At 35.8% G+C, this 26,976-nt stretch carries 32 protein-coding genes and 2 pseudogenes; 5 read left to right on the forward strand and 29 right to left on the reverse strand.

Annotated features, from left to right (window positions below):
• Nucleotides 1-7 precede the first annotated feature (7 nt).
• The 7 genes from BN8061_RS11055 to BN8061_RS11080 all read right to left on the reverse strand — a co-directional run bounded on the left by BN8061_RS11055 (nucleotide 8) and on the right by BN8061_RS11080 (nucleotide 4,647).
• Nucleotides 8-319 carry an ORF6N domain-containing protein gene (locus BN8061_RS11055; RefSeq protein ID WP_068599272.1) on the reverse strand — a complete coding sequence of 104 codons (312 nt, stop codon included), beginning with the start codon at nucleotides 317-319 and terminating at the stop codon, nucleotides 8-10.
• Nucleotides 316-1,893, reverse strand: a complete 1,578-nt coding sequence (locus tag BN8061_RS11060; protein WP_068599274.1) for a type I restriction-modification system subunit M — start codon at nucleotides 1,891-1,893, stop codon at nucleotides 316-318. The genes BN8061_RS11055 and BN8061_RS11060 overlap by 4 nt, the downstream gene beginning before the upstream one ends.
• Before the next feature lie 200 nt (nucleotides 1,894-2,093).
• Entirely contained in the window at nucleotides 2,094-2,267 is a 174-nt protein-coding gene (locus BN8061_RS11930) for a hypothetical protein (RefSeq protein WP_154662313.1), read from the reverse strand.
• Between the two features lie 129 nt (nucleotides 2,268-2,396).
• Entirely contained in the window at nucleotides 2,397-2,966 is a 570-nt protein-coding gene (locus BN8061_RS11065; protein WP_068599276.1) for a recombinase family protein, read from the reverse strand.
• Between the two features lie 126 nt (nucleotides 2,967-3,092).
• A complete protein-coding gene (locus tag BN8061_RS12065; RefSeq protein ID WP_204207209.1) occupies nucleotides 3,093-3,278 on the reverse strand; it encodes a VapC50 family PIN domain-containing toxin in 186 nt (61 codons plus the stop codon).
• A 324-nt stretch (nucleotides 3,279-3,602) separates the two neighbouring features.
• A complete protein-coding gene (locus tag BN8061_RS11075; protein ID WP_068599278.1) occupies nucleotides 3,603-4,058 on the reverse strand; it encodes a helix-turn-helix domain-containing protein in 456 nt (151 codons plus the stop codon).
• A gap of 130 nt (nucleotides 4,059-4,188) precedes the next feature.
• Nucleotides 4,189-4,647, reverse strand: coding sequence for a hypothetical protein (locus BN8061_RS11080; protein ID WP_154662314.1), 459 nt, complete (start codon nucleotides 4,645-4,647; stop codon nucleotides 4,189-4,191).
• A gap of 45 nt (nucleotides 4,648-4,692) precedes the next feature.
• Between BN8061_RS11080 and BN8061_RS11085 the strand changes: the two genes are divergently transcribed.
• Together BN8061_RS11085 and BN8061_RS11090 are read left to right on the forward strand one after the other, a co-directional pair.
• Nucleotides 4,693-5,946 carry a Y-family DNA polymerase gene (locus BN8061_RS11085; protein ID WP_068599281.1) on the forward strand — a complete coding sequence of 418 codons (1,254 nt, stop codon included), beginning with the start codon at nucleotides 4,693-4,695 and terminating at the stop codon, nucleotides 5,944-5,946.
• Entirely contained in the window at nucleotides 5,943-6,407 is a 465-nt protein-coding gene (locus tag BN8061_RS11090; RefSeq protein ID WP_068599283.1) for a LexA family protein, read from the forward strand. The genes BN8061_RS11085 and BN8061_RS11090 overlap by 4 nt, the downstream gene beginning before the upstream one ends.
• A 2-nt stretch (nucleotides 6,408-6,409) precedes the next feature.
• Here the strand turns inward: BN8061_RS11090 and BN8061_RS12325 are convergent, their stop codons facing one another.
• Nucleotides 6,410-6,541 (reverse strand): hypothetical protein, encoded by a 132-nt coding sequence (locus tag BN8061_RS12325; RefSeq protein WP_262509385.1) that lies wholly within the window; start codon nucleotides 6,539-6,541, stop codon nucleotides 6,410-6,412.
• A 58-nt stretch (nucleotides 6,542-6,599) separates the two neighbouring features.
• Between BN8061_RS12325 and BN8061_RS11095 the strand changes: the two genes are divergently transcribed.
• On the forward strand, nucleotides 6,600-6,827 hold the full coding sequence (locus tag BN8061_RS11095) for a helix-turn-helix transcriptional regulator (protein ID WP_068599285.1): 228 nt from the start codon (nucleotides 6,600-6,602) through the stop codon (nucleotides 6,825-6,827).
• Between the two features lie 490 nt (nucleotides 6,828-7,317).
• Here the strand turns inward: BN8061_RS11095 and BN8061_RS11100 are convergent, their stop codons facing one another.
• The 3 genes from BN8061_RS11100 to BN8061_RS11110 form a co-directional block, all read right to left on the reverse strand.
• Complete coding sequence (locus BN8061_RS11100; protein ID WP_068599287.1) at nucleotides 7,318-7,812, reverse strand: GNAT family N-acetyltransferase; 495 nt, start codon at nucleotides 7,810-7,812, stop codon at nucleotides 7,318-7,320.
• A gap of 166 nt (nucleotides 7,813-7,978) precedes the next feature.
• Complete coding sequence (locus tag BN8061_RS11105) at nucleotides 7,979-9,277, reverse strand: TIGR00341 family protein (protein WP_068599289.1); 1,299 nt, start codon at nucleotides 9,275-9,277, stop codon at nucleotides 7,979-7,981.
• Nucleotides 9,278-9,544: 267 nt separating this feature from the next.
• Entirely contained in the window at nucleotides 9,545-10,447 is a 903-nt protein-coding gene (locus BN8061_RS11110; RefSeq protein ID WP_068599291.1) for a retropepsin-like aspartic protease, read from the reverse strand.
• Nucleotides 10,448-10,915: 468 nt separating this feature from the next.
• Between BN8061_RS11110 and BN8061_RS11115 the strand changes: the two genes are divergently transcribed.
• Both BN8061_RS11115 and BN8061_RS11120 read left to right on the forward strand, forming a co-directional pair.
• Nucleotides 10,916-11,563, forward strand: coding sequence for a MarR family winged helix-turn-helix transcriptional regulator (locus BN8061_RS11115; RefSeq protein WP_068599293.1), 648 nt, complete (start codon nucleotides 10,916-10,918; stop codon nucleotides 11,561-11,563).
• Complete coding sequence (locus BN8061_RS11120; protein WP_235802746.1) at nucleotides 11,563-12,396, forward strand: phytoene desaturase family protein; 834 nt, start codon at nucleotides 11,563-11,565, stop codon at nucleotides 12,394-12,396. The genes BN8061_RS11115 and BN8061_RS11120 overlap by 1 nt, the downstream gene beginning before the upstream one ends.
• On the opposite strand, the gene BN8061_RS11125 is transcribed toward BN8061_RS11120, so the two are convergent.
• From BN8061_RS11125 to BN8061_RS11200, 18 genes and pseudogenes are all read right to left on the reverse strand, one after another.
• Nucleotides 12,347-12,547 carry a GAF domain-containing protein gene (locus BN8061_RS11125; RefSeq protein ID WP_068599295.1) on the reverse strand — a complete coding sequence of 67 codons (201 nt, stop codon included), beginning with the start codon at nucleotides 12,545-12,547 and terminating at the stop codon, nucleotides 12,347-12,349. The genes BN8061_RS11120 and BN8061_RS11125 overlap by 50 nt on opposite strands.
• A gap of 13 nt (nucleotides 12,548-12,560) precedes the next feature.
• Nucleotides 12,561-12,986 carry an SMI1/KNR4 family protein gene (locus tag BN8061_RS11130; protein ID WP_068599297.1) on the reverse strand — a complete coding sequence of 142 codons (426 nt, stop codon included), beginning with the start codon at nucleotides 12,984-12,986 and terminating at the stop codon, nucleotides 12,561-12,563.
• A gap of 38 nt (nucleotides 12,987-13,024) precedes the next feature.
• On the reverse strand, nucleotides 13,025-13,411 hold the full coding sequence (locus BN8061_RS11135) for a hypothetical protein (protein WP_068599299.1): 387 nt from the start codon (nucleotides 13,409-13,411) through the stop codon (nucleotides 13,025-13,027).
• Nucleotides 13,412-13,436: 25 nt separating this feature from the next.
• Nucleotides 13,437-13,562: a hypothetical protein gene (locus tag BN8061_RS12330; protein WP_262509386.1), complete on the reverse strand. Its 126-nt coding sequence runs from the start codon at nucleotides 13,560-13,562 to the stop codon at nucleotides 13,437-13,439.
• Nucleotides 13,563-13,570: 8 nt separating this feature from the next.
• Nucleotides 13,571-13,999: a DUF4265 domain-containing protein gene (locus BN8061_RS11140; protein ID WP_068599302.1), complete on the reverse strand. Its 429-nt coding sequence runs from the start codon at nucleotides 13,997-13,999 to the stop codon at nucleotides 13,571-13,573.
• A gap of 9 nt (nucleotides 14,000-14,008) precedes the next feature.
• Nucleotides 14,009-14,074: pseudogene (locus BN8061_RS12430) on the reverse strand (hypothetical protein); the annotation flags it as partial.
• 43 nt (nucleotides 14,075-14,117) lie between these two features.
• The gene (locus BN8061_RS11145) at nucleotides 14,118-14,558 is read right to left on the reverse strand and encodes an ankyrin repeat domain-containing protein (protein WP_068599303.1); all 441 of its coding nucleotides are present in this window, start codon (nucleotides 14,556-14,558) and stop codon (nucleotides 14,118-14,120) included.
• Nucleotides 14,559-14,747: 189 nt separating this feature from the next.
• Nucleotides 14,748-15,266 (reverse strand): hypothetical protein, encoded by a 519-nt coding sequence (locus tag BN8061_RS11150; protein WP_068599305.1) that lies wholly within the window; start codon nucleotides 15,264-15,266, stop codon nucleotides 14,748-14,750.
• A gap of 91 nt (nucleotides 15,267-15,357) precedes the next feature.
• Nucleotides 15,358-16,206, reverse strand: a complete 849-nt coding sequence (locus BN8061_RS11155) for a YwqG family protein (protein WP_094745959.1) — start codon at nucleotides 16,204-16,206, stop codon at nucleotides 15,358-15,360.
• 155 nt (nucleotides 16,207-16,361) lie between these two features.
• Nucleotides 16,362-17,267, reverse strand: coding sequence for a hypothetical protein (locus BN8061_RS11160; RefSeq protein ID WP_068599307.1), 906 nt, complete (start codon nucleotides 17,265-17,267; stop codon nucleotides 16,362-16,364).
• Nucleotides 17,268-17,505: 238 nt separating this feature from the next.
• The gene (locus BN8061_RS11165; protein WP_154662316.1) at nucleotides 17,506-18,609 is read right to left on the reverse strand and encodes a hypothetical protein; all 1,104 of its coding nucleotides are present in this window, start codon (nucleotides 18,607-18,609) and stop codon (nucleotides 17,506-17,508) included.
• Nucleotides 18,610-19,324: 715 nt separating this feature from the next.
• Nucleotides 19,325-20,146, reverse strand: coding sequence for an RteC domain-containing protein (locus BN8061_RS11170; protein WP_068599635.1), 822 nt, complete (start codon nucleotides 20,144-20,146; stop codon nucleotides 19,325-19,327).
• 261 nt (nucleotides 20,147-20,407) lie between these two features.
• Nucleotides 20,408-22,654: a multicopper oxidase family protein gene (locus BN8061_RS11175; protein WP_068599312.1), complete on the reverse strand. Its 2,247-nt coding sequence runs from the start codon at nucleotides 22,652-22,654 to the stop codon at nucleotides 20,408-20,410.
• Nucleotides 22,655-22,667: 13 nt separating this feature from the next.
• Nucleotides 22,668-23,123, reverse strand: coding sequence for a heme-binding domain-containing protein (locus BN8061_RS11180; protein WP_068599313.1), 456 nt, complete (start codon nucleotides 23,121-23,123; stop codon nucleotides 22,668-22,670).
• Between the two features lie 32 nt (nucleotides 23,124-23,155).
• Nucleotides 23,156-23,572 (reverse strand): hypothetical protein, encoded by a 417-nt coding sequence (locus tag BN8061_RS11185; RefSeq protein WP_068599315.1) that lies wholly within the window; start codon nucleotides 23,570-23,572, stop codon nucleotides 23,156-23,158.
• A gap of 24 nt (nucleotides 23,573-23,596) precedes the next feature.
• The gene (locus BN8061_RS11190; protein ID WP_068599317.1) at nucleotides 23,597-24,121 is read right to left on the reverse strand and encodes a DUF305 domain-containing protein; all 525 of its coding nucleotides are present in this window, start codon (nucleotides 24,119-24,121) and stop codon (nucleotides 23,597-23,599) included.
• Nucleotides 24,122-24,131: 10 nt separating this feature from the next.
• Nucleotides 24,132-24,797, reverse strand: a complete 666-nt coding sequence (locus BN8061_RS11195; RefSeq protein WP_002993266.1) for a DUF3347 domain-containing protein — start codon at nucleotides 24,795-24,797, stop codon at nucleotides 24,132-24,134.
• Nucleotides 24,798-24,806: 9 nt separating this feature from the next.
• Nucleotides 24,807-26,954, reverse strand: a pseudogene (locus BN8061_RS11200) (heavy metal translocating P-type ATPase).
• Nucleotides 26,955-26,976 lie beyond the last annotated feature (22 nt).

A 26,976-nucleotide genomic window follows, 5' to 3' on the forward strand; every position in this document is an offset into this window, starting at 1 on the left:
AGGACTCTTAATTGAATTTAAAAATAACAGACAGCATCGCTACACCTTGCTCTGTAAAAGCATACGGATTTACAGCGGAATGTTTTAACGATTCGAACTGGTCGCAATTTGCGACCAGTTCATCTTTTTCTTGGCTATTCAGCTGAAAACGAAATGTCTCGGGAAACCGGTCAATGTTCCGTTTTACTTGCTCATTTAACCTTTTTACTTCCACCTGGTACATTTCTGCCAGATCTCTGTCGAACATGACTTGTTTCCCCCGAATCGTAAAAATTCGGTTTTCTATATGTTGTTGGGAAAGGGTTAAATCTTTACTCATTCTTTTGGCAGTTCAATTTTCGACAAGTTCTCCGCAATAATCGTATTCAGTTCCGCTTCTTTGGCTAATTGTTCGGCTAAAGTTGTTTTCAACGAAGTAAAACGCTCTACAAAGTTGAAATCGTCTTCTTCATCCGGTAAACCTACATAGCGTCCCGGTGTGAGTACATAATCCAATTCTCGCACTTTGTCTAATGTTACGGAAGCGCAGAAGCCTGGGATGTCTTTGTAACCACCCCGGTCTTCGACCACCCCTCCTGAGGAGGGGAATGCATTACGCCAATTGTGGTAGGTAGAAGCAATTAAATCAATATCTTCTTTGCTCAACTCACGGTTTCTGCGGTTGATGAGATGCCCTAAATTACGTGCATCGATAAATAAGATTTCGTTTTCGGTGTTACGATATTTCGCATTCGGAACTTTCTTACGGCGCATAAACCACAAAGCCGCAGGTATTTGCGTATTCAAGAAAAGTTTAGCAGGTAAGTTGACAATACAGTCAATTAATCCTTCCTCAATTAAGTTTTTACGGATTTCGCCTTCTCCCGAAGTTTTAGAGGTTAAGGCGCCTTTTGCCAATACCACACCTGCTTGCCCTGTTGGTGCTAAGTGATGGATGAAATGTTGCAACCACGCAAAGTTGGCATTCCCTACAGGAGGTGTACCAAACTGCCAACGCGCATCGTTACGCAATAAATCACCCGACCAATCGCTCACGTTAAACGGTGGATTAGCGATAATATAATCGGCTTTTAAATCTTTATGTGCGTCATTCAAAAAGGAACCTTCCGAATTCCATTTCACTTGCGAAGAATCAATCCCACGAATGGCTAAGTTCATCTTGGCCAAACGCCAAGTGGTTTGGTTGGACTCTTGTCCGTAAATCGAGATATCATCAATTCTTCCCTGATGTTCTTCGACAAACTTTTCGGACTGTACAAACATACCACCCGATCCACAACAAGGATCAAATACACGACCTTTGTGCGGTTCTAACATTTCCACCAATAATTCTACAACCGAACGTGGCGTATAGAATTGTCCGCCTTTTTGTCCTTCTGCCAAAGCAAACTGACCTAAGAAATATTCGAACACGTGTCCTAATACATCAGCAGAACGTTCTTGCGTATCGCCAAAGTCGATATTTCCAATTAAGTCAATTAAATCGCCTAAGCTCGTTGGATCCAAATTTTGTTTGGCATATACCTTTGGTAAAATTCCTTTCAATTGTGGGTTTTCTGCTTCGATAGCATCCATGCCGTCATCTACGATTTTACCAATGGTGGTTTGTTTTGCATTCGATTGTAAAAACGACCAACGTGCCGAAGGTGGCACAAAGAATACGTTTTCTGCGGTATATTCTTCTCTATCTTCGGGATCTGCTCCTTGATCGATTTGTTCGGTTAATTCGGCATGCAATTTTTCAAATGCAATGGATATATATTTTAAGAAAATTAAGCCAAGAACCACATCTTTATATTCCGCCGCATTGATGTTTTTACGCAATTTATCTGCTGCTTTCCACAACGTTTTTTCTATCGTTTCTTGAACTTCTTCTTTTTTCTTTTTAGCCATTATAATAGGTTCTTAGTATGTTTTATTTTTTTAATTTTATCTAACTTATTATCAATATACCCTCCACGAAACTTTCACATTGAAAACAAACAACTATTAATACGAAATGATTTTTTTCTAATTATAGAAAAGTATGAATAACATTAATTCGAAAATAATAGTATAAAGATGAACAACATCGTTCGTTACTCTTGGATCGATTACGTAATACGAATTTTAAAAAAAATACGCTTAGCTAGTTGCTTAATATCAACTAAAATATCATCATTTAATTCTTTATTAGTTGTTCCTTCAATTAAAGAATCATAAGTTTTCATTTGATATATTTTAGTTATTTCAACTTCAATATTATCCGATAATAGTATATTGTACATTAAGTTATTTTTTGTTAAAAATAACAATTTAACACGACATTAAACGACATTCCATAATTTATTGCTTATGATGACACTTCATTTAAATTCTTAGGTTGTATATACATATATTTTTATATAAATTTATTTCTATATATCACTCCCCTTCTCCACTCTATAAAACGTAGTTTTACTTATTCCAGCTTGTTTACAAGCCTTATCAATACTTAGTTTTTTATTATCGTAAAGATGCTTTGCGTACTGGTACTTTTCTAATGTTTCTTTGGAGATACCTTTAGGTCTACCTAAGGTTTCATTACGTCTTCGTGCTCCTTCTAAACCGTGTTTGGTTCGTTCGCTGATTAGGTTGCGTTCAAACTCGGCAACTGCACTAAATATCTGAAGTAAAAACTTCCCATTGGCTGAATGAGTATCAAACTCAGGTTCTGTTATCGATTTGAAATGAATCTTTTTTTGATTGAAGGTTTCAATCAGATCGACCATATTTTTTAAGGAACGAAAAATACGATCATTCTTATATACCAATATCGTATCACCTGGTCGAGCAAATTCTAAAAGTTCTAATAAACCTTTTCTATCTTCTTTCACTCCACTCGCAACATCTGAAAATATTTTTTCGCATCCATGCTGTTTCAACAACTCGATTTGATTTTCTAAATTTTGATCCTTCGTAGAAACTCGTGCATATCCAATAATCATAAAAATAGCACTATAAAAGGTTATTTTATAAAACTAATAAAAATAACGATAAAAAGCACTGTTCAAAATAAAAAAAGGAGTACTCAAAAGTAGTCCCTTAAAACGGTCGATTTTTGGTATCATTAATTACAATAAAGCATGTAAATAATCTGCTGTTTGATTTAATCCATTTTTTCTAAAACTTTCTAATACTTGAAATTCATCCATTGGCGGGTTTTTGCGATTTAATACCAAATCTTTAAAAGCTTGGAGGGCTATTTTTGGATTTAAATCAATGATATCTGTAAGAAAATCATCTGGAAAATCCTTCAAATTATTAGTTACAATAATATTGGCATTGACTTTAATAGCAGCAGCTAATACATGTCTATCATCTTTATCAGGTAAATTTAAATTATCAATTAAACCTTCATAATTAATACTAAAGCATCGGGAAATGCCAAATTTGCTATGTTTATCCGCTTCTCTGTTTGGGAAGATTCAACTCCCTTTCGAATCATTACAGATTTCCATTCATCAAAAATGATTTTACTCTATTTTGGGGTATATAAATCATAATGAGCAAACCAAAATAATAAATCTCTAATCACGATAGGAAATATTACATTGGTGTCAAGAACAGCTTTGTATCGAACACTATGAATCATATAAACCTATTTCGTCATCAAAGTTCATAATATCAATGATATGCTTTTTCTGTTTTTGCTTCATTTCGTTTTTATATTTGATTACATCTTCAAATAGAATACGACGATGTCTTCCAACCATTGTAAAATCAATTTCACCTTGCTCTAAAAGTTTAACTAAATGAGGTCGTGAACAACCCAATATTTCAGCTGCTTTTTGAGTAGTAACTTCCGTTGCAATAGGGACAATAGATATTGGATTTCCTTCACTCATTGACTTCAAAATTTCACTTAAAAGTTTTAAAGCTTTAAAAGGTATTTTAATTCTGTCGTTTGTTTCTTCGATTTCTATTTCAGTATCATCTTGCTTCAATTGTGATAAAATTGAAGAAAGTGCTACATAAGATTCAATAGCCACTCGTTGTTCTTTCTTAGTGGGTCTTTTTATATAGTCTAATGCTTCCATAGTTAAATTGTTTTATACAAAATTAAACGAAATAAACGAAATAAACGAAATAAACGAAACAAACAAAATAAACGAAAATAAATAATTTTATACTTCGCCTATTAGAATTAAAAAACTTGCAGAATTGGTCTTATCCATTAAAATTGCGGGAATAGTCTAATATCAAATTAGTAAGATTTTCTTTTATAAAAAAATACGACTCCTCTTCTAAAAATCCTAAGGGGGCATAATCAATATAACGTTGACGATAATTGTTATACATTTCAAAACTATGTAAAAAATCTAACTCTGTTTTGCGAACATTTAAATAAGCATTTAAATCAAAATAACTGTCTCGAGTTGGAGAATATGAAAAAGCTAATAATTCTCCAATACCTTCAACAAACCAATTTAATAAATCATTAATTATAAATTGTTCAGGGATTTCAAAAGTATATCCATCCGTATCATAAAAAAGATAAAATTCTGTTTGAAAACGATTATTAAAATCTTCTAAATTTTTCGCAACAATCTCAATGTTAGATATGTGCTCAGGTTCTAATGAATTTCCTAAATCTAACGATAAACAAACGACGTTTTTTGGCATCATAATAATTTAACTTTAGCACGTTTACTAATTTAATAATTTTGCAAAATGTATGCTTTAGTAGATTGTAATAATTTTTATGCGAGTTGTGAAAGGGTTTTTAATCCCACTTTGCGCCATAAACCAATTGTTGTTTTAAGTAATAACGATGGGTGTGTTGTTGCACGTTCTAACGAAGCCAAAGCATTAGGTATTCCAATGGGAGCACCCGCTTTTGAATACAAAAAGATATTTCAGGATAATAATGTAAATGTATTTTCCTCCAACTATGCTTTGTATGGCGATATGAGTAACCGTGTAACTCGAATACTAAGAAAATACACTCCTGATTTAGAAGTTTACTCGATAGATGAAAGCTTTTTACAATTCAAGGGATATGAAAATTATAATTTAGTATCATATGCAAAAGAGATACGAAAAGAAGTGCTTAAAAACACTTTAATTCCAACGTGTATTGGAATTGCTCCCACAAAAGCATTGACTAAAGTGGCCAATAGAATAGCTAAAAAATATCCGCAATTAGAAGGAGTTTATGCTATAGATTCCGAAGAAAAACGAATAAAAGCACTACGCTGGTTAGCTATTGAAGATGTATGGGGTATTGGTAGACAATTTGCTAAAAAATTAAAGGCAAAAGGAGTAAATAAAGCATTAGATTTTACTTTACTTTCTGATGAATATGTTCGAAAGGAATTTACTGTAGTCGGTTTACGATTAAAAAAGGAGTTAGAAGGTATATCTGTTATGGAACTAGAAGATGTAAAAACTAAAAAGAATATTGCTACGACAAGATCTTTTGATAAAACGTATGAAGATAAAACCTATTTACAGGAACGCATTGCAACTTTTGCTGCAACTTGTGCCGAAAAATTACGCAACCAACACAGCAATTGTCAACTTGTAACGGTTTTTATTTTTACGAATCGATTTCAAGAAGATAAACCACAATATTACCAATCAATCAATGTAACTATCCCCTTCCCTACTAATTCATCTATTGAGATTATTAAATATGCAAAAATTGGATTAGATGCTATTTATAAAAAAGGGTATGCCTATAAAAAAGCGGGGGTTATAGTTGGTGGAATTACACCTGAAAGTGAGAAACAATTTAATATGTTTGAAGACGAGCACCCAAAGCATCGAAAACTGATGAATGTTATGGATCAAATGAATTTTAAATATGGAGTTAAAAAATTAAAAATTGGTTCTCAAGCATTAGATAAAACATGGAAAATGAGACAAGATTTATTGAGTCCTAACTATACAACAAAGTGGAATGATATACTTACCATACAATGATAACATTTAAAAAAGCACCCTATTTTGGAACTGAATTAGAAAATCTAACCATCCATGCAGAAGGAGAAAAAAAATATGTTCAAGTATGTGGAGGAATTCGTGCTGGATTTCCTTCTCCTGCAGAAGATTTTTTAAGTGATCGGATCAGTTTAGACGAACGATATTTATCGAAAGTAGAAAGTACATTTGTAAATCGTGTGAAAGGATTATCAATGTATCCGGAGTATTTAGAAAACGATATTATCATCATACGTTCCGACTATTACCCTACGGATGGAGATGATATAGTTGTGTCTATTAATAGTTCAGAATATACATTAAAACGATACGATAAACCAAATAATCGTTTGGTTGCTTTAAATAGTGATTACGCTAAAAGTGTGACTATTGATGAAAACGACGAAGTTGTGATACTGGGAGTTGTAGATGCTTTGATCAGAGATAAAAGAATGAAAAAATAATTTTATTCATTTTTTCCAAAGAAAAAATCCAAAGCCCCCTGTTTTTCTTCTGGACTAAATATCTCATCATTCACATCTACATTGCTGTGGTGCAGGTAGGTTAACACCACCAACAAAATACTTTCGAAAATCATAGGTGATCTGCGAAGCGAAACTCAGGCTTTTAACAAAAAAGAGTTTGAAAAGCTGTTTATGGAAACCGATAGTGATTTTTATAAAAGGTTATTGGAAAAATATCCGAACCTGACCAAAAATGAATTACGTCTTTGTGCTTTCCTGCGCTTGAATTTTTCGTCTAAAGAAATTTCGGCAATTACCCAACAAAGCCCTCATAGCATAGTCGTTGCACGGTCCCGATTAAGAAAGAAAATAGGTTTAGACGAAAGTCAGAGTTTGACCAATTTTTTGGTTCAGTTTTAAAAATAGAAATTTTTATCGGTTCTTTTTGTGCAACGGCTTATTGGGAGAAAAGCGTAATCCCAAAAAATAAAAGCAGTATGGAATGGTTGCTTTCATAGAAACGCGGAAAAGGTAGGGGAAATTTAAAAGTGTATAAAATAAGTTCTATAGAGAAATTATAAATAAAAATGTTCCTAATTTTTTTATTAACCTAAAATAAAGTTATGATCATTGATTCAAGGGAAATCAGCTCTTTTGCAAAATCAGCGGTTGGTTTAGTATTGGGATTTTGCAAATATGCTGATGAGGGGTGGGAAATTCTTTTTTGAGTGATCGCTACTCTTTGATTTTTTTTAACAGCATTGCATATAACGAGCCGCGTATTGGCGATGGCGGGATTTTTAGCACTGAAGTTGATGCGAAGAACGAAAGTTGAATTTTGCACTTTCGTTGATATAAAGCCGTTCAGCCCGCCAATTGCCAAATCGATGTTGTGAGTTCGATTTTTCTTTCAATTATTAATTTCTTTTTCGTATTTGTAGAATTCTGGTTTTTCGGTTTGTTCAATTAACACAAAATTCATTTTTTCTACTAATTTAATTGATGGAATATTTGCTTTCTTAATAAACCCAGTTAATTTTTCGTAATTTCTACTTCGTAAATATTCTGTCATAAGCATCATAACTTCAAAACCATAACCTTTCCTCCAATATTTCTTTCCAATTGAGCAACCAATTGTACATTCGGTATTACTAATAGGCGTTATCAGGTAAGTTCCAATTAAGTTGTTTGTTACTTTTTCAAGAATTGCGTACCTAAACTCAGTTCCGTTTTTAATGTTTTCGGCAACTTTTTTCAGCATTTCTTTTGCTTCATCAATATTTTCAAAAGGACTACTTCCTCTATATTTCATAGCTTCTTTGTCAGAATAAAGTTCGAAAATTACATGGACATCATTTTCAGCTAATTCTCGAATAAGCAATTTTTCATTTTCAATAATAATCATTATTTAGTTAGTTTCTTTCGGTTTTCTGTTTTTCTAAACTGACGCACAACGGTTCTGTGCTTTACGAAGGATCGGAAAATCGAAGAACGAAAGTTCATCCTTGCACAAAATGTTTCATAGAAGCACTTCAGCCTCCATATTGCCAAACCGATGTTACCTGCTGCCCTTATTGTTGTCGCACTATTTTTATGTCGGTTGTTTTGAGTTTTTGGCTTAACCATTGTTGTAATTTCTCGGTGTCAAACTTTTTTATTTTATCATCTGTTTGGTAAAGTAAAACTATTTCTGTTTTGCAACTGTCTGTATTTACATTTGAAATGTGTCTGCCAATAGATATGTTCTTTAACTCTGGAAACAAAATTGTAATTTCTTTGATTGTTTCGGGATTGTTAAATTTATATTTATTCAATTCGTTGTGCAGGTTATTGATTAAAATGTCTTTGTCTGATAAGATTTTATCCTGTTTTCCTAATTCGTCTAAAATTTCACCTTTTATGTCTTTTGTGTCTTGCCTGATATTTAGTTTGGTGTTTGTAATGTCGTACTGTAAAAGTTTTTGATTTAAAATGTCTAATTCCTGTGTTGTGAATTTTTTTGTCAGAAAGGCTAATTCAATCTTCTTAGGATTTGTCGTGTACGAAATGTCTTTATATATAAGTGCATAACCATTACTTGAAAATTCTTTTGAAATAAACTGCTCTACATTTTGACTAAATTTTTTCTCTTGAAATAAATTGAAAGCCAAATAAAAACTTGGGATAATCATTACAAATATTAAACTTGTAATTCCATATCTTATTTGCTTTTCAAATTTTGTGTTTAAATTATTTACAGGCTCGTATTTCAGATATTTAACGATTAAGAAAGTTGAAATACAAATAAAAACACAATTAATGCTGTACAAATAAAATGCTCCAAAGAAGTAAGAAAAATTTCCGATTGCTAAGCCATAACCTGCTGTACAAAGTGGTGGCATCAAAGCTGTTGCAATAGCAACTCCGGGAATTGGATTGCCTTTTTCTACTCGTGTTAAAGCAATAACGCCAACTAAACCACCAAAAAAGGCAATTAATACATCGTAAATATTGGGAGAGGTTCTTGCTAATAATTCAGATTGCGTTTCTTTGAATGGGCTGACAAAAAAATAAATTGTCGCAACAAGTAAACTCACAATTGTCGCAATTAGTAAGTTTATGCCTGATTTTTTTAGTAATTCAAAGTCGTAAATTGCCAATGCAAAACCCGTTCCTACAATTGGTCCCATTAATGGTGAAATTAGCATTGCACCAATTATTACGGCTGTTGAATTTACATTTAGTCCTACGGAAGCAATGACAATTGCACAAGCTAAAATCCAAAGATTAGAACCACGAAATGAGATATTTGATTTTATTGTTTCTAAAACCTTTTCTCTCTTCTCTTCGCCATTATGAAGATTAATAAAGTCAAAAAAATTGTTGCTCATCTTGTCTAAAAATTATGGCTATTGTCATGTTGCTCAAAGTTTGCACTGTCGTTCGTTTAGGGTTGCAGGTAACGGAAAAAGTATTTGCGAAGGGCGAGCTAAATTGGACGAAAAGTTCAATTTCGACCGAACGAAGCAAATTGCTTTTTCTGATTGTTAAATTACAAAAAAATGCATAATTGAAAAGCATGAGCGGATTATTTTTTCTGCTTTTCAATTTTGTACTTCTCCCCGCATTTTGCCAATACTATGTTATCTGTCGTTTTTTTAATAGAATTTTGTGTATAAATTTTTATTGAGTTTATAATATATGTACCCATTTTTAAAGTCAATAATGGTGTTGAATTTTTTTAAAAAAGCATTTCCAAAAATACCTACCATCTTATCTGTTGCATCTATTCCTTCTTTTGCAGTAGAAAGTATCATTGGTACATTATATAAAATTTTGTTTGCAAATATTAATTCAGGACATAAAACTACGGGACTTTCTAAAATTTTACCGTCAGAACCTTGTGCGGAAGCCGAACCAATTTTTGTCATTTTATTTTCAAGATTATTCTTTATAACATAGGGAGATAAAATAGTCAAAGCATCATCTGCACCACTGTCAAGACCAAAGAATCCTGAATATCGCTTACCATTAATTTGCATTGAAGTTTTAATTGTTGGATAATTGTCAATTAGATGAAGTTTGATTTTAGTGTAATTTTTATAATCTAAATCATTTTTATCTTCATCATGAAATTTTAATTGTTGTTTGTCATAATCAATTTCTATAATATGTCCTTTCATTAAATCTGCTCCAAAAACGCCATCAAAAGATGTTATGTCATAAGGAATAATTGTGAAAGAAACATTTTGCTTTTCAATTTGTCCAAAAGTTAATTTATTGTCTTTACTTAAATCTACCTCATTTGTTCCATTTGCTCCTCTGTTTAAAGATTTACCATTAATAGACAACGTTAATTTGTTTAGTGACTGCTTGTTAATTACTGAACCGTCCGCACCTGTATCAAAAAGAAATTTAATGCTGTCATTTTCATTGACCTTTGCGTAAAAATGAATGCCGTTATTTTCAGTAGTGAAAGGAATAATAGTTAAATTTTTATTTTGCGCAAATAAGTTTAGTTTTACAAAAATGACAAAATATATAATTAATAATTGTTTCATTGGGAAGGTGTTGTTTTTAAAATGACAGATAACGGTTTTGGTATTGCCGAAGGCGGGGATTTTTAGCACCGAACTTCAATAGAAATACCACAGTTCAAATATAGCAAAAAAGTTCAATAGATTTCCTTCAACCCCGCATCTTGCAAAACCCATGTTACAGGCAGGCGTTATATTTTTTATTTTAGTTAAGTGGTCTTCCTCTCGTGTGGTGCCTTGACTTGGTGGCTCTTTTGCAAAACTTAGCTTTAGCGTGGGATTTGTGCGGTTTTGCAAATGTGCCACCAAACGCGAGGGAAAACGATTGATTTCATTTATTAGTGTTATTGGAAAAGATTAATAATTCTTAAAAAGTATAATCTTCATAAAACATACTGAATAGTATAATTATATACTAAATTGTAAATAAAAAGTATAAAATAATTCTTACTTAAAAATAAATAGTATATTTTTATACTAATTTTAAGGAAAATGAATTACAATTTATTGCATGACGTGAGGGATTTGATCCAAGAATTTGAAATCAGTAATGAGGGTCGATATGAACATTCTGTTGATGGGTTTAAAAATTGGATTTCTGCCAGTAATCAGCACACAGATAGTGAGCTTGATTGGGAAGGAAAAGAAAACGGACGAAGTGCCGAAAGTGTTATCAATACGTTGATTGTGCACATGAATAGATATGCCAAAAGTTATTCTAAATCAGCGATTTTAGGGTCTGATTTTTCTACGCAGGAAGATTTTATTTACCTCATCAACCTCAAAGCATTTGGTGAAATGTCAAAAATGGAGTTGATAAAAAAGAATGTCCACGAAAAACCTGTTGGGATGCAGATTATCAATCGCTTGATTTCCCAAGGTTGGATTGAGCAAAGTAATTCTCTCATAGACAAACGAAGTAAAGTGATTTCCATTACCTCAAAAGGATTATTGGCTTTGGAAAATCAAATGAGTAAAATCAGAAAGGCTACCGAAATCGTCACTGGAGATTTGACCCATTCTGAAAAAATGGAACTCATTCGATTACTCAACAAACTCAACGATTTTCATCAACCGATTTATGATAAAAATATTGAAACGGAACATTTGTTAAATGAGGCTTTAAAATTCAAAAACTAATGCGTAAAAAAATAGCCATAATCGGTTCTGGATTTTCAGGTTTGTCAGCTGCAGCTTATTTGGCTCAGGCTGGTAATGAAGTTCACGTATTTGAAAAGCATGGGCAAGCTGGAGGAAGAGCAAGGCAATTTTCTACTACCGAAGGCTATGTTTTTGACATGGGACCGAGTTGGTATTGGATGCCTGATATTATGGAGAATTTTTTTGCAGATTTTGGTTACAAAACTTCCGATTTTCTACAACTGATTTCCTTAAATCCGCAGTTTGAAATGATTTTTTCGGACGAAAAAATGAACGTACCCGAAAGCATTGAAGAGCTAAAAACGTTGTTTGAAAAAACGGAAAAAGGTGCAGGAAGACAATTGGAAAAATTTATGCAATCCGCCAAGTTTAAGTACGAAGTAGGCATGCAGGATTTTGTAAACAAACCTTGCCATAATTGGTTAGAATTTGTTTCGCCAAAAATAGCCAAAAGTGCCTTGAAACTGGATTTGCTTAGCAATTTCAGAAGCTATGTTGCCAAGTATTTCAAAAATGAAAAGCTCAGAACACTCATGGAATTTCCGGTGATTTTTCTGGGTGCTTCACCCAAAAATATTCCGGCATTGTACAGCATGATGAACTATGGTGGCTATGCTTTGGGAACGCATTATCCCATGGGTGGTTTTTACCAATTGGTGTTGGCAATGAAGTCCGTTGCTGAAAAACAAGGGGCTACTTTTCATTTCAACGCTACCGTTGAAAAAATACTTTCAGCAAACAAAAAAGCAACTTATTTACTGATTAATGGCGAAGAAATTCACTTTGATTATATTGTCGCTTCTTCGGATTAAAAACCTCCAAAATACCAATGTCTCCCGATGCAGCAAGCGGAATTCCCAGTGCTGCCATTTCATCTACTTTTTCAATGGGGATTCCCCAAATCAGCAATTCTTTTTCACTGTCCGTTGATTTCAATAGTTGTTTTTTTGCTGCTTCTTGCATACGCTATCCTTTCTTAAAAATAAAAATCTTCATCCTCAAAATCATCATCGAGAAGTTCGGTGATGGTTTCGGCGGTCTTTTCAACTTCACCGGTCTCGTGATGCCAGATAAAAATTTCTTCGCCAAGTTTCTTGCCTCCGTCTGTAGTGAGCAGTACCAAGTGGTCTCCACAACCGTTTCCTGCAATGGCAACGGCATCGTCCGGGAAGTTTATCCATTCTCTTGCTTGTTTGGTTTCGAGCCCGATATGGTTGCAGGTGCGACTGATTCTCTTCTTATCCGATTGATCGAAAAACGGATAAAGTTGCCAATTGTCGTCTTCGGTAAATACTTCTCCACCGTTTTCTTGTATCATTTTGGTTTTGAAGTTGTTGGGAAACAAAACATTGAGTTCGTTTTCTGTGTCGGTAATGAATTTTTCGTCTAATGGAAATACCATATTTTCCTGTCTTTAAGGGGTAAAATTTTATTTACTCGTCATTCCTTAAGATTCAAATAATAATCATCATAAAATTCTTCATAAAGGTCTTTTACGCTTTCATCGTATATTAAAACTTCTGCAAATAACTTCTCTTTAAAATCCGGTATCAATGTTAATCTGTATTTAGTGAATACAAGAATATAATCATCCACCAGCGGATTTTCTTCCTTTAAGAACTCCTCTAAATTATTGAAGTTGATTTCGTTTCCGTTAAGTTTGAAGTTTGGTATATCACGAACCGACACGGTTATTAAAACCTCACGACCTTTTTGCTTTTCAAATTCCAAACGGTATTGAGATTTATCAAACTCTTGTTTTTCTATTTCCTCTTTACTTTGTCCTAAAGTAATACCATCAAGACGGTTTTTTTCAATGCTGATCATATTTTTGTTTTTTTGTGTTCAAATTTTATTTTGCTGTTAATGGTTTGTCTTTTTCGCCTCCAAAGTCATCGTCTATTACAAAACGAGCTTCTGTTTCGCCATCAAAAGGATCCCGATGTCTCGGATTTGCAAATCCGAGACATCGGGCCATCGGGCTTTTTATAAATTTAGTTTTCCAGTTTCATAGTCAAGAATCCCTTGTTCACTCATAAGCTCTAAATACTCTAGAACAGATGCTAAGACATCCAAGTTATCAACTGATAACGCCATGAACTTTTCAGAGAATTTCTCTATTTCACACCCCAACTGAGTTAAATATTGAGATACTGTCACCACGAACTCATCGCTCCTCAGAAATATTACTCGAAGTGTGTTATTGGCAGAATTTTTTTCAACTTTTTTAAAATACAAAACATCATCTTTACGAACTGTAGATACTAAGTCGCCCAATGAAACTTCTTTTGTATAAAAAGGAATATTATCAATTTCAAATAAGCCATTCTGCAATTCCTTTGCCCATAAACTTTCTTCGTCAACGGGCGGATAATCATTCACTACTTCTAGTTTAAAAAAAATCTTCTTATCCATAATTAATACCTACTTGTTACTTTTTTCTAAGTTACATACTCTACACAATATTTGTCCGTTTTCTATCGTTCCTGAACCCGATGTCGCGGATTTCTAATCCGTGATATCGGGGTGATTCTTATTGCATTAAATCTTTAGGCGATACTCCAGAATTATTTTTTTGATTGATATTCGCACCATGCTTAAGCAACAACTCAATAATTTTAGTGCTGTTATTCATTGCTGCTCTCCACAGTGGTGTATTACCCCAGTTATCTTTAATTTCTAATTCAGCACCATTGTCTACTAATATTATTGCCAATTCGTAAAACCCATGAATAGAAACAAAATGCAGAGGTGTCATCCCCTGGTTATCTTGTGCATTGATTTCATATCCTTTTTTAATTAAAAATTTCGATAATTCAATATTATTTTTTAAAATGGCTGACATTAAAAAGGTTCTGCCATCTCGATCTATGGCGGTACTATCATTTTCAGATACAAATTTTTCCCAATCGGAAACATTTGATTCTTTGGCAATGAGTAATTTAATCATCTCTTTTTCATTTAATTTTTTCATATTCTTGTTGCAAATAACGGTTTTCATTAAGTGAGGTTTCATAATCAAACAGCACAATGTCTGCGGTGAACTCTACCGGGGGAAGAAATTTCTAAATCAATTTTTTTGGTGTTTTCATAATTTTTCCTTTTTAATGTTTTGTATCCTTTAATAAGTTGTAATTCATTATTTTATTGTCTGTGTTTTATTTTATTCCGCTATATTAATCACAGGATAAATTTTCATCGAATAAGGCAGATACTTAATCATAACGCGGTCTCCTACTGATAACCTTTGTTTCATATCGCTATCAAGCAGCGAGGCTTTTGCGTAAGTGCCATCGGGCAGCGGGAACACAAAATAGCTTCTGTCTATGTCCTCATAATTACTCGTTATACCCGAATATGATTTTTCATACACTACTGCTTCGACTTTTGTACCGAATTGGTTGCTAAGATATTGCTCAACTCTTCCGCCTGTGATGAAGACTAACGGAATGCAAAATGGGAGTAACACTAAAGTCATTCCTGATATACCAAAAAATTTGTCAAAAAATTGCTTTCGCTCTTTTTTGTTTCTGGCACCTGCCTTAGCGGCGATTTTCTTTTTGAAAGATGTAGAAATTATAAAATGAGGAGCAACAAAGATTAAAAACAATAATAAAGGAACACCAACTACGCTTTTAAACATCATTGCTATGATTGTGGCTAAAATTTCAAGTATAATCATAATTTTGATTGCTTATTATTTCACTTTTAAATGAATTTTGTGATACGAAATTTCTAAATCAATTTTTTGCGAGTTGGTTTTAAAATGAAGATTAATAACTTTGTAATACTTGCCAAGCCCGCTCGAAATGTCTGTTTTTCAAATCCTCCTCGGTTATCCAGAAATAGAGGCAGGCTTCGTCGCCAAGAGCGATTCCGTGGTCGTTGCTCGTATTAATTTGGCAGAGCAGCTTCCAGCGAGATGCCTGCTCGCGGTATTGATTAATTTTGGGGTCGCGATATGCCGCAGAAGTTCCGCAGTAGATGCCATGATGAACCAATTCGCACATCAGTTCCATACCGTTTTGGATGTTATTGGAGTGCCCCAACAATTTGTGTATCGCTTCGCCGTTGGATATCTCATCCAGCAAATCTAAATAATCATCTTCCTGATCTTCCGTAATATCTGCATTTGCTAAATGACTTGAAATTTCGGGAACTTCCTCAACGGTTTTGAACGATAGCGATGAAGCTCTATATTCTGTGGCTCCTTCCGGGGTTGGCACCCGCTCCAGAGCCTCCTGCGGACCTTCATAAAAAAATACGCGGCTGCCGACCTTGTTCTTCGGATCAAATCCCCATGAAAAATATTTGACATCGTAAAAGAAATAAAGCATTCCGCTGGATGGAAGTTCATGCCCGGCATCAAAAGGATGAATTTCAGCCAAATTAATTTGTGCAAAAAAACTCATCAGGTCTCCCGTTTCCTCATTGGTTAACCAAGGCTGCCCTTTGGGCAAATCCGGACAACCGCCTAATTTGGAAGCTCCGGTTTTTATGGTTTGTTCATCGCTTTGCACTTCTCCCGGAAGCATGTGAATGGCGGCCCGGGCTTGGGGTGCCAGCACCTCGAATACTTCGGTGAAACCGTATTTTTGAAACTGCTCTTTTAGTTTATTCATTGAATTATTTTTTTTTAGGATTTTATAAAGTTTTTAATGATTTCTAACGGATTCATAGTATTGCTTTTGATGGCTGAGTTTATTTGTAAAATTTTTCATATCAACGGCAACCAGTGGAACACTCGCACCGGCGGGGTTATTGCGTCCTCTCCCAATTAAACACTTTTAAAAAAATTCAAATTCATTTCCAATAATTTATTTTTTTCCTCTATAGTCATAACAGGTTTGCAATTCAAAAATTCCAAATATTTTAAGGTTTTTATCTGAGATATATTTTCATATCCCTTAACTTTCTTACAGTTTTGAATAATCAACTCTTCTAACTCACAAGAGTCGTCTATATCCTTCAAATCTAAAGTTGATAAACAATTGTTTAAGAGCAAATGTTTTAACTTATGCTTATTAATCAATAACAATAGATTTTGTTTCTTATTTAATGAATTGATTATTACCAACCCCTTTAAGTTAATATCAGAAAGGTTGGATAAAGTCACTTTTGCAGGAATATTTTGAAGTTTTAAGAAATCAAGGTGGCCTAAAAATTCAATAGCACTCAAATCAAAAATGTTGTTATCTTCTAAATCCATAGAAAATGACTTGATTTTTTTCATTGCAGAGGTATTTATTATTTCACATGTAGGAAAATTGATAAATAAATTTATAATATTTCCCAAACGGCCACCATCTAATAATATTTTGGGATTCTCAAGCCCTAACAACCTGTTTATAACCAAGGTTTTTAATTGATGAAACACCCCAGAGTTTATGAACTTTTCATCTTTTAGCATACTGCATGGAATTGATAGGGCTTCAAGATTTTCTAACTGGTATACCCACTCAGGAAGTTTTTCAATAGCGTCATACTCCGCGCACTCTACTGATAACGCAGTAATCTTAGGAAAAACACATTCATTTGGGATATTTTCCAAATGTGCATAACCTTGAATCCTATTTTTAGGAATATAATAATCGTCTGTTGTGCCGGATGAAAAAATATAAAATATTATTTCATACCAATTATGAAAGAGAAAATGACTATAAAGTATAGGCTGATAATTCATCACTCACATCCTTTTTGAATAGCATGACTAGTTTTTTATACTGAAACACTTGCTCCTCCGCCGGCACGAGCATCTTGTTCGTGTCTTTTAAATGCCAACAGCAACCAGCGGGACGCTCGCACCGGCGTCTCCGAACAAGACATAAACTTCGTTGTCTTTGACCACTTTTTTATAAAGCGTTGGTATTTTTCCGCTAATTCTATTTCATTTTTTAGCATAACTTTCCTTGATATGGTTTTTATTCCTTATTCTTCCTTTTACTGATAATTTCATTCAACAATTCCGCCAGTTCTTCTTTCGAAAAATCGTCGAGATTGATGGTGTTTTCTTTATTGGAAATAGGGTTTAGAAGTTCGATAACCTTGGGTTCATCCCGGAGATACAACAATTCCCATTTTCCTGTTTGGGTTTTATGGAGGTCATTCAGCATTACAATTTGTTTGAAAGAAGCTTGGTGCGTTTGTCCACGTTCGTCTGTATAGATTACATTAAATTTCATTTGTGGTTGCTCGTTGATGTACACACCCGTTTGCGATACTTCTGTAACATCTCCGATGGCCTTTTTGCCGTAGAGCAACAGTTTGTTTTGGGTTTTACTGTTTAATCGTTCGAAAATTCTACCCGAAAATACAGAATCGAACGTTTTATAAACAAAAATCCCTACATACGGTGATACTACCCAAGGAAAGAATATGTGCAAAAATCGTAATCCTCTTCCATTGCTGTATAGATGATATTCTATAACAAAACTAACCACACAGTACAACAAGCAAAACGCAATGAATAAATAAGTAGAAATAGGAGTTTTCATTACGATTTCTCCATCGGCAAAGTAGTAGGGAACATCGGCATTACTATCGACGGGCAAGACCAATGACAAATAGTTTCCTTTCTCAAATCTCTTTTGGCTGGGTTTGCTGTCGACTAACTCGAGCGAACCAGTCATTTTTGTTCCAACATGGTTTTCAAACTCAAAGACAAGATGTAGAACTTGATCTCCGTTAGATACTTTTGTAGAAAATTTGTCATTAAACTCTTCGAGAAATTCCAGCTCTTCGTCTGTCGAATCTCCTTGTATGCTAATAACTTTCTTTTCAAGAATTTTCGCCTCAACTTTTTTCCCGTCCCGTCTCATGTTTTCTACTTTCCCTGCCATTTTCCGCGGCACAATGATGCTTTTCCAAAAACGGATGCCAATAAACACCAACCAACCCACTACTCCTATAACAAAATAAACCATTGCCATGATCGGAGAAGTTTCTATAAATGGAGGGATATCTATAAAGAACAGCGGGAATACAAACACCCAAAAGTCTCCAAAAAGTCTAAAGAAAGTTTTCATGATATTAAGTTGATTTTATTTGATACGCGCGATGATACTTTATGTTTAGAAATTGATCTATTTTAAAATAGACAATTTGTTTTTTCTGTTTTATGAAAATCGATCTGCGAATAGCTTCTTTTCGTACATGAAGTTCTCGAAATTTCATATAAAAGGATTGTTTTTCTGTCACAATTTAAAAATAAAATCACCTCCTCATGTTAATTGGATATTAATTCTTGCATCTGACAGTATTTTTCTCTCGAATGCGCATTTGAAAAACAAAAAGCGATAGGAGTCGAAATTCTAGAAAATATAAAAAAACAAGTAGAATTTTAATGTTAGATATTTTTTTTCATAAACAGACTGTAATGTCAGACTGTGTAAATAAGTCTTCGCTAGATTTCTATTTAAAACAAATAATTGATAAGAGACCTATTGTATAAAAATAACGATCTTTAATAATATTTATTTTAAAGTTTTCAGGAAAAAGCCTTTTCGGTTGAATACAAGGCTCTTATGTGGGTTATCAAAGATAGTCAAGTAACGATTTGGTAACGGTGCTTATTGCTTTGCTTTTCAACACGTTTCCGTTAGCTCACAGCAAATATACAAAATTTATTATTCTCAAAACCATACAAAGGATTTTAATATCCGATTATTACACTTGGTAAAACAGGACAAGAAAAAAGGGCTTTTATTAAACCCTTTTTACGCTGTACAGATATAGCAAACCCTACCTACCGTCCTTTTCGTCCATTTTTTTTATTAGGGCTTCACACAGGCTGTCAAGGAATTTGGTTCGGTTTATCTTACGGGCTTTCAGTTCCATAAACGTGTGGTAAAAATCGCCTAACTCAATATTAAAGGCTTCTTCAAAAGTTTTAGCTATCAATTTTATGTCTGTATTCCCATTGTTAAATACACCGTGGGAGTACAGTGCATATATGAGTTCCGTCAGTGCCGTTTTACTTGCCGTCCATTTCAATGAATTGTCCGACCCCCTTTTCACATTGATGTTATTGAGCCTGTCTTCCAAATAAACTTGTATCAGGTCATTGGCAATAATCTTGGCAACCTTATAATCGTGTGAAGTAGAAAAACGATGGTCTGCTTCAAAATAAAATGTGTCTAACCACAGCCTTATATCGTGCTTGCCACGCACAAAGAATTTTTCGTCAACGAAAGAATTATTGCTGCGGTAATACTTGTAAAAATCAAGGTTGTTTTCAAAGAACCTTTTTAGCTTTTTCAGTTCTTTGGTAAAATATTTCTTGGTACGCTTGTTCCCGTAGGGTCTTCTTGTTTCGATTTTATAGATGGCATTGTAGTAGATGAGCTTTGAAACAATAACAGGTTTCTGATACTTGAAAAAATGGATTTCTTCTTCCATATTCTTAAAGTCATTTTTCAGTACAAAGTCCTTTAAGTCGGCAAGGCTTTGTATGATATGGTGTATAACGGCTTCAATTCTTTTTATGGGGCAGTCGGTTTCAATCTCCAGTTCCTGGATTGCAGTTTCCAATTTAAGATATGTTTCATTGTAAAATTTATCCATTCGCTTCATTTTGATGTAATATATTATTGGTTAATACAGAAAAGCTAACACTGTTCGTATTAGCTTATGATGCAATTACTGCTTAAAAAAATTCAACCTCTACCGTATTGATGATGGAACGATAGATAGATTTTTGTTGCATACTTTAAAGGGTTGTAGTATGATGCAGGTTAGTCTTTGCGAATTACACCTGCATCACCTCCTTTTTTTTACCGATATTTTTTTACGGTTATGCAGTTTACAACCCTTAGTTATTTAATTTTAATAAGTCAATGCCAGCCCCACACCAAAGCCCATATCGCTATCATAGTGGGTACGTATACCTATATTCTTATTAATGATATACCTAAGTTCTCCCATATACTCTAAGTCGGTATTCACCATAAAACCACCTCTTAGTCTTTTTGAAATTGGTATATCTTCACGCATTAACTGCAATCTCACAATACCGTCGTGATATACTTCTGCCTGAAAATTGACCAGCATAGGCAATGTATACATAAACCCTAAACTGAACGCCCTGCGGGTGTCTTTCTTGTTGGTTTGTCCAAATATGTTCTTTTCGTGTTCATCTTCTCCCATTTTACGGTAGCGGTAATCAAAACCTACAAAGGGCATGAACCATTGCATTTTTCCAATGTATCTACCTAAATGCGTTTCTACTTCATAACCTTTTTGTGCAGAATATCCCAAACGCCACTCCGAGGTAAGATTCCAACGTGCATTTTGCACTCTGAACATACCGTCGTTTCCATTGGTGGCGAAGTCATTTTCTAAAAATACATACGGCATATTACTTTCTCTTTTAAGCATTCTGTATGCTTTTTCTTTGTTAGGAAGTAGTGGGTTGTGTAATTCTCCTACACTAAAAACCCGATTCATACCTGCCATCATATGATAAAGAATGTGACAATGAAAAAACCAATCACCTTCGGTATTGGCTGCAAACTCTATCACGTTGGTTTCCATCGGCATTATGTCTAAGACATTTTTCAGAGGGGCGTAGTCGCCGTGCTCATTCAACACGCGGAAATCAAATCCGTGTAAGTGCATCGGATGTCGCATCATCGAGTTGTTGTACAAGGTGATACGGAGGATTTCACCCTTTTTTACCAATATCTTATCCGTTTCAGAAAACACTTTATTGTCCATACTCCACACATATCTGTTCATATTTCCAGTGAGTTCGAAGCGCATTTCACGAACTGGTAAATCTTTTGCAAGTGTAGTTTTTTCTGTCGCTTTCAGCATACCATAATTGAGTGTTACCAGTTCAGTAGTGTTGGCCGTATGGTTTTCGTGTTGCTGATGATTTTCTGCGTTTGAGTGTCCGTGATGATGATCGTTTTGCCCAGAAACTTCAGGGTACATCACGGTATTCATATCCATTTGTTGCAGGCTCATTTCCATTCCCATATCGTGCATATCGCCATTCATCTTCATCATATCATTCATCATTTTCATTCCTTCAAAGTACTTGAGCTTTGGCAACGGGGTAATGAGTTGTTTTACTCCTGAACCTACATAGAGCGAAGCAGAACCCGAACGGTCTTCGGCAGTTGCCAAGAGTTCATAAGAAACACCTTCTTCAGGAATGGTGACGACAATGTCGTAGGTTTCTGAGACAGCTACAATGAGCCGATCTACTTCTACAGGCTCTACATCGTTTCCGTCATTTGCTACAACTGTAATTTTACCACCCGCATAGGTGAGCCAAAAGTAAGTCGAGGCACCTGCATTAGATATTTTTAACCTCACTTTGTCTCCTGCTTTGAACTGTGATAGTTGGCTTTCGGGCACTCCGTTTATGAGGAATTTATCATAATAAACATCGCTCACATCCATTGCCAGCATCCGTTTCCACTCATTGGTGAGTTTGGTCTTGAAATGTCCTTCACGAATGGCTTCGGCATAACTTTGTGTAGCACCCTTTTTTATGGCAAACCAATCGGTGGCATTGCTTAACATTCTTTGGATGTTTTCAGGTTTGTAATCCGTCCATTCGCTGATAATTACTGGAATGGTAGGCAGATCATCTATGCCTTTTCTGAAAGAGACATCATTTTCTTTTTTATTGAAAATGAGTGATCCATACATCCCAATTTGTTCTTGGTATCCGCTGTGGCTGTGGTACCAGTGGGTTCCGTTTTGTATCACCGGGAATCGGTACACGTGTGTGGTGTTTGGTTCTATCGGCATTTGTGTTAGAAGCGGAACGCCATCTTCCTGGTTGGGCAAATAAACCCCGTGCCAATGTAGTGATGTACTTTCTTTTAGCTGATTGTGCACCACAATTTCAGCAGTATCGCCCTCTGTAAAAGTGAGCGTTGGCATCGGAATTTGACCGTTTACTGCAATGGCTCTTTTTTCTTTCCCGGCATAGTTTACCAATGTGTCTTTTACATATAAATCGTATCGCACTACTTTTTGTGCGAATAATGTTTGTGTGCAAAGCAGTATCAGCACTGTTTGCAAAATTCTTATAGGTATTTTATTATATCTGTTCATGATTTGAAAAATTTTATTTAATGCTGTCTTCCATTGTGCTAAACCACGCTATCAAAACCTGCTTATCCTCCGGTGACAATACTGCATTGCGATGAATTAGTGTGTATGATGACAACGGCATTTCCCCGTCCTTAACCTGCCCGGCCATAGCCCTGAACTTGTTTCGCTGCCTGCGGATAGAATAGTCGCCAAATTCGCTAAAGTTGAGTTCCTCTTTCCCCTTTTTTATATGCTCTGCCATGTACCATGCGCCGGGCTGGATACGGCTGTACCACGGATAATGGGTATTGTTGCTATGGCAGTCATAACAGGACTGAACAAGGATAGCCTTTACATTTTGGGGTACGGCGTACACCCTTTCGATATGGGTGGCTGGCACTTCAACCGCCTGGTTCCGTAAGGGCTGAAAGAACTGTATGGCAATCAGGACGACAGCCAGCCCCAATATGATTTTCTTCTTTATGGTCATAATTATTTTATTGTGGCTTCATCTTTTTGTGTCTACTGTTTTTTCACATACTTGGCATAATTCTCCTTGTTTTCAAAATAAGAAACTTCACCGTTATTCCCTGTCACAGCAATCACCGCATTAGCTTTGTCTACCTGCTTATGGGAATAGGGGTCTATCGCTATCCGCACGGTCGCATCTTTTGGAATACGTTCCTTACACATTTCGCAACATCCGTAATAGGTTTTACCATCAAATTTTACTTCAAACTGCCTTTTGCCCATATAGGCATCGTTTACCATGCAGACTTCATCCGATGGAACCAATTCACCTATTTGGTTACTATGCCCGTGGCTTTCCGGAGTTGCCTGCGAATGCTGTGTCGCTTCATCCTTATTTGACCCTACCTGTCCGCAAGCGGTGAATAGCAGGGCTGATAAGGAAATAAAGCCGATTATTATTTTGCTCATGTCGAAACTGTTTTTTTAATTTTATTATTTACTTTCTTCAAACTCTTTTAGCTTGCGCTTCATCAGTTCAATTTCTTCCGCTTGGGTTTTAAGTATGTTTTTTTGCAGCTCTATCAGTTCCGGGTCGGTCAGGTGTGCCTTTTCGGACATCAATATGGCTGCTGCGTGATGGGGTACCATACCCTTTGCAAACTGCTTGTCCCCGACATTGATTTGTTCCCTGATACCAAACCATGAAAAGATGCCAACGGCAACCGAGATGATGGCTATCGCCCAATTCATCTTCCTGTTGGGGTACATCACTTTCATTATCGCTAATTCGATAAGCAGCATTGCCGAGGTCATCAGCAGGGTCATGTACAGGTTATTGATATTGGGTATCAGGTTCTGCCACTCGTCAATCATGGCGTACATGATAAAATACATCACTGCGAACATGGCGACAGCCATCACCGCAAAGCGTTTGTACATGCCCGAAGCATGTTTTGGATTGTGCGTGCCATGCTCCGAGGCATGACCCGCATTGTGATTGTTTTGCATATTTTCCATAACCCGAAATTTATTTGCTGTTAATTGTTTTTTCCACCTTACCGCAGGTCAGCATTTTAGAACCGTAGTAAGGGTTTTTGATTTCCTTGTTTTCGCTGAACCAAACAGCACCCTTACCGTCATTGAACATCGGGCAATGGTCCTGATACAATGTTTGCGATGTACCGAACAAATCAATCAGGTCTTTCAAATCTTCGCCAAGCGAGGCCAAATGTTCCCGCTGGTGGTGGATGTTGCCGACATTTTCCCCGATATGTTCTGCGTGTTCTTTAGCATCGTCCGCTATGTCCATGTACTTTTTGTGCTTATCGGCAGGAACGGCTTTCATGTCCACTTTATTCAGGGTAGCTAACAGCTTTTTCCCTGAACTGGCGGCAGCTTTGTCATCGTCCGAAACAAGGGCGTTCTTTAAGGACAGATAATCGGTAACTATGGGCGCAATAGAAAAGTTTTTTGCTTCTTCTTTTCCTGTTGCTTTTGCTTCCTGACCGCTCGGAGTTTCACTCACAACGGGCGCAGCTACCGTATCATCCTCTTTTGGTTGGGAAGCTGACTGTTCTTGTGATACAACAGCAGTATCACTTGAAGACTGCTCGTTTTTGTTGGATGCCTGATTGCATGATACTGTTACAAATGCCATGATAACAGCAATGATTGATAATGTTAGATTTTTCATTTTTATTTATTATTTGATTTTTAAAAAACTTGCGTTAATAGCCACTACAATGGTGCTTACACTCATCAGCACAGCACCCATAGCGGGACTTAAAACGAAACTCGGATAAAGCACGCCTGCTGCAAGTGGTATGGCTATCACATTGTAACCAACTGCCCAAAGCAGGTTTTGAACCATTTTTTTATATGTCCGTTTTCCGAAGTCAATCATCTTTACCACATCTCTCGGGTCGCTGTTTACTAGAATAATGTCGGCTGTTTCGGCTGCTACATCCGTACCCGAACCAACTGCAATACCTACATCTGCTTGTGCCAGTGCGGGTGCATCATTTACACCATCGCCAGTCATCGCAACCACTTCACCTTTGGCTTGATATTGCTTGACTTTTTCCTGCTTTTCGTGAGGCAGTACGTTGGCGATATAACCGTCCATTCCCAATTGTTCAGAAACCGCTTTTGCAATTTTTTCATTGTCGCCTGTAAGCAAAATGGATTTGATGTTCATTTTTCTTAACTCATCAATGGCTTCTTGCGAACCCTCACGAATGCTGTCTGCCAACGTGATAATACCGATAACTTCATTATCAATAAAAACATAGTTGACTGTTTCAATGTTTTGATTGATTTCTTTGGGCGTTTCAGGCTCTGTAAGATTATTTTGTTTGAAATAATTAGGTCCTGCCGCTACTATTTCCTTTCCGTTTACTACTGCTTTGACACCTATGCCAGCCATATAGCTGAAATTCTCCGACTTCCATAGTTCAAGGTTTCTATCTGCCAGCGTTTTCAAAATACCTTTTGCAATGTGGTGTTCGGAATATTGCTGAACGGCTGCTGCATATTGTATCATTTCATCAGCAGAATATTTATCAGTAAGTGGGATCACTTTTTCTACTGCGTGAGAGCCTTTGGTAAGCGTTCTTGTCTTGTCAAAAATAATGGTAGATAGTTTTCGGGTAGTTTCAAATGCGGTACGATTGCGAATGAGCAAACCATTGGTAGCCGAAAGCGTTGTAGAAATGGCAACCACCAACGGAATAGCCACACCCAAAGCGTGGGGACAAGCCGTAACCATTACCGTAACCATTCTTTCCAATGCAAACGCAATATCTCCACTACTGCTGAACCAATAAATAAAAATGATTATGCCTACTACAATAGCAAGAAAGGTGAGCCATTTAGCTACTTTATCGGCAAGGTTTTACGTATTCGATTTTGCTGCCTGTGCATCCTGAACTAGATTGATAACCTTATTGAGGTAACTGTCTTTGCCTACTCCTGTTGCCGTAACTCTTAACGCACCTTCACCATTGATAGAACCTGCAATTACTTTTCCATCTTTTTCTTTTTTTACAGGAACACTTTCGCCCGTAAGCATACTTTCGTTTACATAAGAAACGCCATCTACAATCGTTCCATCGGCAGGAATTTTTTCACCGGGTTTGATGATAATGGTTTCACCGTTTTTTAGGTCTTCGAGTTTTATTTTTATGGTTTCACCATTTCGTTCCACCGTAACATCGTTTGGCAAAAGTGCCACCAATGACTGCAAAGCTCTTGAAGCTGCCATTGTAGAACGCATTTCTAACCAATGTCCCAAAAGCATAATCACGATAAGGGTTGCCAACTCCCAAAAGAAGTCCATTCCCGGCAGACCAAAAACGACGGCAACCGAATAGATGTAAGCGACTGAAATAGCGATTGCCACCAATGTCATCATCCCAATAGCTTTGGCTTTGATTTCGCCTACCATTCCTTTCAGGAAAGGCATTCCGCCATAGATGTAAATAATAGTTCCCAATGTCAGCAATACATATTTATCTCCCGGAAAAGCGATAGTAAAACCGAACCATTCCTGTATCATTTCAGATAACAGCAAAATGGGAACGGTAATGATTAAACTTACCCAAAAACGTTTGAGGAAATCGTGGGTATGATGTCCTTCGTGTTTATCGTAACCACTATCGGAATGATGATGGTTATGTTCGTCGCTATGTGTGGAATGTTCTTTGTGGTCGTGATGATGGTGGTGTCCGTGATGGCTGTGAGCTTCATTTTTTGCTCCACTCATTGGAACTAAATCCATTCCGCAAAGTGGACATTTCCCTGGTTTGTCCTTTATCACTTGTAAGTGCATCGGACAGGTATATTTTTTCATATTCTTTTAACTTTTGAAAAGC

The organism is Vaginella massiliensis, from assembly GCF_900089075.1.
GTDB lineage: Bacteria > Bacteroidota > Bacteroidia > Flavobacteriales > Weeksellaceae > Weeksella > Weeksella massiliensis_A.